8 protein-coding genes are annotated in these 9778 nt (G+C 61.6%); 4 read left to right on the forward strand and 4 right to left on the reverse strand.

Annotated features, from left to right (window positions below):
* The 3 genes from ABSB13_RS15900 to ABSB13_RS15910 all read left to right on the forward strand — a co-directional run.
* Positions 1–1023, forward strand: a 1023-nt coding sequence (locus tag ABSB13_RS15900) for a choice-of-anchor D domain-containing protein (RefSeq protein WP_428110238.1), incomplete at its 5' end; no start/stop codon positions are given.
* 498 nt (positions 1024–1521) lie between these two features.
* Positions 1522–3324, forward strand: a complete 1803-nt coding sequence (gene rpoD / locus ABSB13_RS15905; protein ID WP_428110247.1) for an RNA polymerase sigma factor RpoD — start codon at positions 1522–1524, stop codon at positions 3322–3324.
* A gap of 253 nt (positions 3325–3577) precedes the next feature.
* Entirely contained in the window at positions 3578–5683 is a 2106-nt protein-coding gene (locus tag ABSB13_RS15910; RefSeq protein ID WP_428110240.1) for a heterodisulfide reductase-related iron-sulfur binding cluster, read from the forward strand.
* 177 nt (positions 5684–5860) lie between these two features.
* Here ABSB13_RS15910 and ABSB13_RS15915 read toward each other — a convergent pair whose 3' ends face one another.
* From ABSB13_RS15915 to ABSB13_RS15930, 4 genes are all read right to left on the reverse strand, one after another.
* Positions 5861–6688 (reverse strand): hypothetical protein, encoded by an 828-nt coding sequence (locus ABSB13_RS15915; RefSeq protein ID WP_428110241.1) that lies wholly within the window; start codon positions 6686–6688, stop codon positions 5861–5863.
* The gene (locus ABSB13_RS15920) at positions 6685–7764 is read right to left on the reverse strand and encodes a lysylphosphatidylglycerol synthase domain-containing protein (RefSeq protein ID WP_428110242.1); all 1080 of its coding nucleotides are present in this window, start codon (positions 7762–7764) and stop codon (positions 6685–6687) included. The genes ABSB13_RS15915 and ABSB13_RS15920 overlap by 4 nt, the downstream gene beginning before the upstream one ends.
* A 170-nt stretch (positions 7765–7934) precedes the next feature.
* Positions 7935–9050 (reverse strand): aldo/keto reductase, encoded by a 1116-nt coding sequence (locus ABSB13_RS15925; RefSeq protein ID WP_428110243.1) that lies wholly within the window; start codon positions 9048–9050, stop codon positions 7935–7937.
* The gene (locus tag ABSB13_RS15930; protein WP_428110245.1) at positions 9047–9385 is read right to left on the reverse strand and encodes a hypothetical protein; all 339 of its coding nucleotides are present in this window, start codon (positions 9383–9385) and stop codon (positions 9047–9049) included. Before ABSB13_RS15930 ends, ABSB13_RS15925 begins: the two co-directional genes overlap by 4 nt.
* Before the next feature lie 188 nt (positions 9386–9573).
* On the opposite strand from ABSB13_RS15930, the gene ABSB13_RS15935 reads away from it, so the two are divergent.
* A partial coding sequence (locus ABSB13_RS15935; RefSeq protein WP_428110246.1) for a helix-turn-helix domain-containing protein occupies positions 9574–9778 on the forward strand: 205 nt, incomplete at its 3' end.

The following is a 9778-nucleotide window of genomic DNA, read 5'->3' on the forward strand; positions in this document are numbered from 1 at the left end:
TGCGCCAAATGTTCCCAAACTTATCGCAACGGCCCGGACGTTGCTGCAAATGCGGATTTTAGCTTTTACGTCTGCGCCGACCAGGAGGCTTGCACCGCCAATCTTTATGGTGGAACCAGCTTTGCGACGCCCATGTGGGCCGGCTATATGGCTCTGGTCAATCAACAGGCGGTTGCCAACGGCAATCCGGTGCTCGGCTTTATCAATCCGGCCCTTTACACGATCGGTTTGGGCTCGAACTATGACACTGACTTCCACGACTGCCTCACTGGAGGCAACACCGACGGGTGCACCGTCGGCTACGATCTGGCCACCGGATGGGGTAGTCCGAACGGGGCCGCCCTGATCAACGCTTTAACTTCATCGGTCGCGACCACCACGCTGAGCGCGTCGCCGACGAGTCTCAACTTCGGCAACGTCGATGCGACCGGGACCAGCAAGCCCAAGAAGGTGGAGCTCACCAACAAGGGCACGACCGCAGCGGCGATCGGATCGGTGACCGCGACGGCGCCATTCGTAATCGCCGGCGGCACGAACAGCTGCTCGGGTAAAAGCATCGCGGTGAAGAAGAAGTGCTCGTTCGACGTCGAGTTTGCGCCGGCGACGGTCGCAGACGTGACCGGAGGGTCGATCGACGTGAGCTACAACGGCAACAGTCCCGCGGTGTCTCTGGCAGGCGACGGCGTTGCGGTGACGCTCAAGGCGCCGAAGTCGGCGTCGTTCTCGGCCGTCGATGCGGGCGCGGCCGCCAAGCCGAAGAACATCGAGATCTCGAATTCGAGTACGGTCCCCGTGACGTTGGAAACGGCGGCGCTGGGAGCGCCTGATGCTGGGTCCTTCACGATTACCAGCGACGAATGCTCAGGCGAACTGATTGCAGCGAAGGGCAAGTGCAAGGTCGCGATCAAGTTCGCACCGCCGGGTGGGGCCAGCGGCGCGCAAACCTCGACGCTGTCGTTCGGGTTCACCTATGGCGCGAATACCGGCAACGTCTCGACCGACTTGAAGAGCAAGGTCAAATGAAGCAGGGGTAACCCCTGCACCCAATGTTAAGGCCGCGCTCCGTTGTCGCGCGCGGCAGGGGCGACCCATGCACACAGTATTAGGGACGCCCGCCGTTGGCGGGCGCGGCCCCTGCCAACGACTTAATACTGCGCTGCGGTCGCTACGGCCAAGGGCGCCGAGCGCGAATCATCGGTTGCTTGGTTGAAGGCACTTCGGCTCGAGTCAGAGGAAAAGATCGGGCGTGATGCAGCCAAACGGGCAAACGATGCATATAATATGATCCAGCGGTTATCGGCGAGCGGGAATTCGCGATAAGGCCGCGCGGCGAGGCGTAATTCGCCCAATGATCGCGCGGGCGATGGTTGGTAAGTTGACTCTGGGCAAAGCGACCCTTAGACTTGATTCTTTGGTGTGGCTCACTTGCCTTTGTATTCTCGTCTGTATAAATGAGGCTACTTGATTCCCGGCTCGCGGTCGCAATGACGGCCGCATTGCGCGCCGATTTTCACGCATCGCATCGACGGCCAACGCCCGCGCAAAACGGAAGCAAAACGAATGAAGCAGAAGTACGAAGGTAAAGACCTACAGGGTCTTGTCGATCTCGGTCGTGAGCAAGGCTACCTGACCTTCGAGCAGGTCAACGACTACCTGCCGCAGGATGTAGCTTCACCAACCGACCTGCGCGCCGCGCTGGACAGCTTCGAGGACCTTGATATCAAGGTGCTCGAGGAAGTCCCGACCGAGGGCGCCGACGAGGTCGAGGTCGAAGGCAAGGAAGAGCCCGAGGAAGCGCCCGAAGCCGCGCCGGCGGCTGCGGATTCGCTTGGCGAGTCGTCGGACCCGGTCCGGCTCTATCTCAAAGAGATGGGCAACTTCCAGCTTCTGTCGAGGGAGCAGGAAGTCGAAATTGCCAAGCGCATCGAAGCCGGCGAAAACGAAGTCGAAGAAGAGGTGTTGGGATCGCCGATCACGCTCGATTTCGTGATTCGAGTGGGCGAGCGCGTAGAGGCAGGCGAAGCCGATCTGCGCGATGTGTTCGAGGACGCCGCGGAGGCGCCTGAAGATCCCGACGAAGAGCGCGGACCCGAAGCCGACGAGCGCCAGCTCAAGAAGTTGACGCTTGCGACCAAGAAGCTCACCGATCTCCGCACCAAAATCGAGGCAATCGAGGAGATACTGCGCAACAAGCCCGGCCCGCGCCGCAAGCCCAAGCTCGACAAGAACCTGACGCGGCTCAACGAGCGCGTGAAAAAAGAATTGCGTGCGATGGCGCTGTCGCGACGCCTGATGGAAGCGGTGATCGGCGAGATGCGCGACGTGCTGCAGCAGTACCGCATCGCGCATCACACGATTGACAAATACGAGGAGGCGACCGGCCGCTCGCGCACTCATCTGCTCAAGGAAGCCGCCGAAGCCGAAGACCGCCGCCACGTGCTGAAAATAAATGACGTCCGCGAGAACCTGCTCGATATCGCGGCCAGGATTCGGCTGGCGCAAAAGACGATTCGCGAAGTCGAAAAAAGGGCCAAAAACACCGGCGAGGAATACGCGCGCAAGCTCGAGACGATCGCCGCCGGACAGGACAAGAGCCGGCGCGCGAAAAAGGAACTGACCGAGGCCAACTTGCGCCTCGTCGTCAGCCTGGCCAAGCGCTACACCAATCGCGGGCTGGGCTTTCTCGACCTCATCCAGGAAGGCAACATCGGCCTGATGCGCGCGGTGGACAAGTTCGAGTATCAACGCGGCTACAAGTTTTCGACTTACGCCACCTGGTGGATCAGGCAGTCGATGTCGCGTGCGATCGCCGACCAGGGCCGCACCATCCGCATCCCGGTCCACATGGTCGAGACGATCAACAAGCTGCTCCGGGTCACGCGCCTGCTGGTGCAACGGCTGGGCCGCGAACCCGGGCCCGAAGAAATCGCGGAGCAGATGGAGATGCCGCTGGACAAGGTCCAGAAGGTGCTCAAGATCGTCAAGGAGCCGATTTCGCTCGAAACGCCAATCGGCGACGAAGAAGAAAGCTCGCTCGGCGATTTCGTCGAGGACGAACTCGCGCCGTCGCCGGTCGAGGCGGCAATTCAGGGCAACCTCGGCGAACAGACGCGCAAGGTGCTGGCCACGCTCACCCCGCGCGAGGAGCAAATTCTGCGCATGCGCTTCGGCATCGGGCAGAAGACCGACTACACGCTCGAGGAAGTCGGCAAACAATTCGCGGTCACCCGCGAGCGTATCCGGCAGATCGAGGCCAAGGCGTTGCGCAAACTGCGCCAGACGGGCAGATCGCGCAATCTCGAGGGCTTCCAGGAGCGCGAGTAGCAGGGCTGACCCCTGCACCCAGTGTTAAGGCCGCGCTCCGTTGTCGCGCGCGGCAGGGTTGACCCCTGCGCCGCAGGGCTGAGGCCTGCACCCAGTATTAAGACCGCCCGCCGTTGGCGGGCGCGCCCCTGCCCCGGTTTAATACTGCGCAACCGGCGCCTGAGCGGTTGCGGCGGATTGAAATCCTCCACGATGGTCTGATTTAAGAGTCTGTTAACGGCACCGTTGCCGCCGGCTTTCGCATGGAGCGCAAATGAACGAGCAAGTTACCCGCCAAATTCTCTGGAACATCCCCGTTCCGTTCATCGTGCTGATGTACAGCCTGCTCGGGCTGCTGATCGCCGGCTTCATCTTCGCCGGTCTCAGGTGGTACCGGCTGGTGAGTCTCGGCGTGTCCGACAATCGTTTCGATCATCCGCTGGAGCGCCTGCTCCTGTCGCTGCGCGATTCATTCGGCCAGGGCAACGTGATTCGCGAGACGTGGGGATGGATGCATTACGCGTTCTACGTCGCGTTCGTCGGCCTGTTCATCGGTACGACGATCGTGGTGATCAATAGCGACGTGCGCGATCTATTCGATCTGTTCGGCCTCGACCTCTACTTCTTCTACGGCGATTTCTATCTCTACTTCAAAGTTGCGATGGACACCTTCTTCATCCTGCTGATCCTCGGCGTGCTGATGGAAGGTGTGCGGCGCGCGGTTCGCAAACCCAGCGTGCTCAACGAGCCGCCGGCGGCGAAAGTCCGGGACAATCTCGAGAACCGGCTAGGCTACTGGTTCCCGATGTCGATGATGGTGCTGGCGGCGGTCACGGGCCTGATGCTCGAGGGCGCGCGGATCAACGCGGCGCATCCCGCGTTCACCGAATGGGCATACGTTGGACGGGTGGTGGGCGGATTCGAGGGCGCGCTCGGCGTCGGCGCCACGTACCATCGATGGCTGTGGCTGGTGCACGTGTTGTTCGTGTACGCACTGCTGTTCTGTTTTCCGTTCACCAAGCTGCGTCATTTGATCTTCGGCCCGCTCAATCTGTTCTTCCGCAACCTCGGTCCGCGCGGACGACTCGCGCCGATCAAGGATTTCGAAACCGCCGAGACGTTCGGCGTCTCGCAGGTCGAGCAGTACACCTGGAAGCAAATCCTCGACATGGGAGCGTGCCTCGAGTGCGGCCGCTGCACGATCAACTGCCCCACCGTCAATACCGGCAAAACGCTCAATCCCAAGTTTCTGGTGATCGAACAGCGCGAGCATCTGCTCGACAAGGCGCCCTTTCTGCTCGCGGCAAAGGCAAACGGCAAGCAGGCCGGCGGCGCGGAAGCGCCCGCATGGGACGGCGCCGACATGATCACGCAGGTCGCGACCGAAGAAGCGGTGTGGGGATGCACGACGTGCGGATGGTGCGAAGAGGGATGCCCGGTCGGCATCGAGCACATCCAGAGAATCGTGGACATGCGGCGCTACGACGTACTGATGGAGTCGAGGTTCCCGACTGAACTGACGGGAGCCTTCAAGGGAATCGAGAACCAGGGAAATCCATGGGGCCTTGCCCAGGAAAAGCGCGCCGAATGGGCACAGGGACTTGAAATTCCCGAGATCGCCGAGCTCGCCGATCCGTCAGAGATCGACGTGCTGTATTGGGTGGGATGCGCGGGCTCGTACGACGAACGCATCCAGCGCGTGAGCAAGTCATTCGCGGCCCTGATGAAACAGGCCGGCGTCAAATTTGCGATCCTCGGGCGCGAGGAGATGTGCACCGGCGACCCGGCCCGCCGGCTGGGCAACGAATACCTGTACGCGACCGTCGCGGCGCAGAACGTCGAGACGCTCAATCGCTACAAGCCGCGGCGAATAGTCACTCAATGCCCGCATTGCTATCACAACCTCAAGAATGAGTATCCGGACTTCGGCGGTAACTATACGGTTCTGCATGAAGCCGAGTTTATCGACGAACTGATCCAGGCCGGACGCTTGAAGCCGCGCGGCGAGATCAACCAGCGCATCGCCTATCACGACCCGTGCTACATGGCGCGTCACAATCGCAAATGGGACAGCGCACGAAGCGCGCTCGGCGCAATCCCCGGCACCGAGGTGGCGGAGGTCGAACAGTCCAGGAATCGCACCTTCTGCTGCGGCGCGGGCGGTGGATGCTTCTGGAAGGAAGAGCACGAGGGCACGCGGATCAATGAGAAGCGCTTCGATCAATTGAACGAGGTCAAGCCCGAGTTGATCGCGGTGGGATGCCCGTTCTGCATGACGATGCTCGAAGACGCGGTGAAGTCGCGCTCGCTCGAAGAGACCATGCGAGTGCGCGATCTCGCGGAACTGGTCGCCGAATCCACCGGCGCAAACACGAAGTGAATAGCGCCTGCGCAAGCAATAGGCATCGGAGACGGGCGCGGGCGTCCGCGTCAAGCACGACGTAGTTTTTCGCGTTATATCGAAAAGAAGAGCGGGGCCCGACGGACCCCGCTCTTCTTTTTGTTCAACTCACTGGCGACAAGCGCATGAATGCGCTCGCGAGTTCACCGGAGCGATTTAATGCGCCGCCGGCGGTGCGCCCGCAGCCGGTGCGCCCGCAGCTGGTGCGCCCGCAGCTGGCGCCATCTTCATTGAGCCCATGCCCGGGCCGGCCGGCAGGTCTTTCTTGGCGAAGCCTGCAGGAACCTCGAAATCGGCGTCCGTCAGCTTCTTCGATTCGATCTTCTCGACGAGTGTGCTGGTCGTGATCGGCGGACGTTTCGCCATCATCTCGTTAATCTTGGCCGTCTGTTCCGGCGACATCCCCTGCATCGACATGTGGCCCATCTTCATCGTCGAGTCCAGCGCGAGTGGCACTCCACGTGGAATCTCACCGCCGCTGCCAAGATGGCCGCCCAGGCCCTTGAGCTTGTCCGCCATTTTTTTCTCGAACTCCGAAAACTCCTCGGCGCCAGGCGCGGCGGCCGAGAAACATTCCTTGACCGTGTAGACGCCCTGCATCATTTGCCCGCCGCCGTCGTAGTCAGTGCACTTGTAGCCCGCGATCTCGCGCGTAGTGGCGGCCTTCTTGAAGTTCATCGCCGCGGTCGTGCTCGCCGCCATCATCTGCGCCATCTGCCCCTTGGGCGGAAACTCGATCTGGAAGTAGTTCTTGGCGGTCGGATCGATCACGTACATCACCCCTTTGTCGAGGTCAGTGATGATCGTGTGACGCTCGGTCACCATCTTCTGCTTGTTGCCCTGCACCGAAATGGTTTGTTCGGCGTCGCGGGTGTTGGCCCCATTGGTCACGTGCTGCTTCTGCGTGATGACGACACCGGCGGCCGCGGGCAGCGCGGTCATTGCAAGCGTCATCCCCGCAACCAGGGCGGTTAATTTTCTCATAGCGATTGCTCTCCTTGTGCTCGTTGCATTTTCATAACAGAGTCGCGCTCCGCCGGTGCGGCGCCCGTCATACCACCGCGCTGCTGCACAACCATCCGATGGATCATCAGGCTCAGCAGCCCGAACAACACCCATACCATTTCTTTGATTCGGCGCAGAAACCCCACCACGAAGCCAATTCCCGGCGGGTAACCGAGCATCCCCAGAATCAGCGCCTTGCCGCCCTCCTGGCTCACCAGCTTGGCTGGAATCAGAAAGGTCGCGCGTTCGATCAGCAGCCCAACCGCCTCGACCAGCAGCGCGATCTGTAAGGACGCCGGCTGATGCAGGAGGCGCAGCAGGATATAAATTTCGAGCGGCCCGAAACTCCACGCGGCGGCATAGCACAGGCACGACACCGCGAGCCGGCCGCGATGGCGCGCGTAAAGGTTGAGCAGCACGGCGTCGGCCTCCTCGGCCGACTCGCGGATTTCGTCGGTGTTGATTCGCGCGAAGTCGAACCTGGTCGCGGCGCGCCACAGATGCGAGAACGGCCGCTTCATCTGCACGAAAAAGAAGGCCCCCGCCAGCGCCGTCGCCAGCGCAAACCCGCCCACTATCGCCCAGTAGAGGTTGGCGGCTACCGGTATCAGCCGCAGCGAAATCACCAGCGCGATCGAGAGAAACACGATCTGCCCGACCGCTTCGGCCAGCGACGCGACGATCACCGTCGCCAGACCCACCGGCATGCGCAGCTTCTCGCGCACATCCACCGCCATCACGAACTGCCCGCCGAGCTGCGCCGACGGCGTCACATAGTCGATCGCCTCACCGCCAATTCGCGCCGCAAACAACTCGACGAACCTGAGCTTCGGTGGATAGTGCTCAATCGTGACCCGCCAGCCGAGCGTGTTGGCGATTCGCGACAGCGCCTCCAGCGAAATTGTCAGCGCCAGGCCCCATCCCGCCATCCGCACGTAGCCGATCACCTGCCCCGGCCCGTAATGCGTCAGGAACCAGACGTAAAACGCGATCGCTATAACGATGAAGTATGTCTCGACGCGGCGCATCGGCAGGTGGGGGCCGCCACTAAGCATGGGCGGTAACCGATGCATTCTTTCAGTCGCGCCCCACCTGCGCAACCGCTACGGCCCCACCCGCCTCCCTGACTCGCCGTGCCGACAGTAGCGCAGTATTGGGCCGTTGGCAGGGGCCGCGCCCGCCAACGGCGGGCGGCCTTAATACTGGGTGCAGGGGTCACCCCTGCCTACGGCTCGTCACCGTGCTGAAAGAGGCGCATCAACTCCTCGAGTGTCGCCGGCGGCTTGCGCGCCGTCTCGAGCGTGTCGCGAACGTGATCGACCGACTTCATTCCGACCAGCGCCACGTCCACACCCGGCGTCGAGCGGGTGAACTGAATCGATCGCTGCGCATCGGTGGCGAAACCGCTGAACGCATCCGCGACGATTGGCGGCAGCCGGCGCGATAACTGCCCCTGCAGCAGCGTCGCGCTGGCCGCAACCGCGACTCCGAGCGCCTTGGCGGCGGCCAGCGTGGTCGCCTTGCCGCCCTGCACGATTTGGTTCGATCGCGTGATCGCCTCCGGCATCGCGAGGTTGTACGGCAGCTGGATTGCGCGAAAATGATGCGTGTCGCCGCCAACCTCGCGCGCGATTCGTATCAGCTCGTCGAGCGAGAGCCATCCCCGCTCCGTTTGCGCCGCCCGATAGCCGTTCCACGTCGCGGTCCCGTACACGCCGATCTTTCCGTCGGCCACCGCGCCTTCCAGGAACTCGAAAATCGTCGCCATTCGCGCCAGGAACTCTCTGCGCTCGACGGCTTCGAGCTGCGTCTCGGGATTGTGGATGTAATAGATGTCGATCGTCTCGAGATTGAGATTCTTGCGCGACAACTCCAGCATCGTGCCGATGTACTTCGGCGTCATGCAATGCGAGCCGTCAACCAAATCGGTGGGCGCGACGATTCCCGTCTTCACGTAATGATCTTCGAACCACGCGCGCGGATTGGCCGGCACGCCGCCGTCGAACGTGATGTAACCGCCCTTGGTCGCGACGATCAGCTGCTCGCGCGCGATTTCGCCTTGCGCCGCAAGCTCGCCGATCGCTTTGCCGATACTCCGTTCGCTGCGCTGGAAGCGGTAATTCACCGCCGTATCTATCAGATTGATTCCGCCGCGAAGACTCGCCTTGATCGCCTCTTCGTAGGCCCGATCGGTCTCGTCGTCGGGATCGCCCAGATATGTGCCTATTCCGATCGATGAAACCGACAGGCCGAGCACCGGCCGGAAATTTCCCGGCAGCTCCGGGAACCGGCTCGCGTATGCGGCCGTAGCCGGCGGCGTCGCGCGCCCCTTAAGCATCATGCCGTTTCTCCCGCGCGCCGTCGCGCCTGTTGCCTGCTGGTCTTGTACCCGGCCACCGCCCAAACCTCATCCGACGGCCGCGCGGCCGGCGCGCTTGCGTCGATGAAATCTATAATCTCAAACGCGCCGCTCTCCATAAAGCTGCGCGTCAGGTCCAGGATCGCCGCGGGCGATTGAGATCGCGCCGCGCGATCGAAATTGTGGATGACGATACCGCCGATCTTCGCGATTGCACCGTCGTCGAGATCAACGACGAGCCGCAGCGCCGAGTAAAATAGCTCATCATCGTGGCCGTCGGCGCGGCTGGAGAAATCGGCGCGAGGATGTCTGCGCATGCTGAAATCGTGTTTTGAGGCCATGCTGGCAGCTTACTTTTACCGTTAAGTTTTAGCTACTTAGCGCAACTTTGGGAGAATTTAAGGAGCATCGTTGACATCGTTCGAGCGCGTCATCTAAAGTAAAACACTTTTACAAACCGCGCTTCGCCAGTAGTGAGAACCGCCAGCGCGGTAGCGGAAAACCGATGGTCAGACGCGAAAAAACCAACTACGTCATTCAATCCGTCGCGCACGCGCTCGATGTGCTCGAGCAGTTCTTCGGCTACGTCGATGAACTCGGCGTGACTGAACTTTCCAAGCGGCTCAAGCTGCATAAGAACAACGTCTTTCGAATCCTCGCGACGCTCGAAGCGCGCGGCTATATCGAACAAAACAAAGCCACCGAGAATT

Source organism: Binatus sp. (SeqCode) (assembly GCF_050013435.1).
Taxonomy (GTDB): Bacteria; Desulfobacterota; Binatia; order Binatales; family Binataceae; genus Binatus.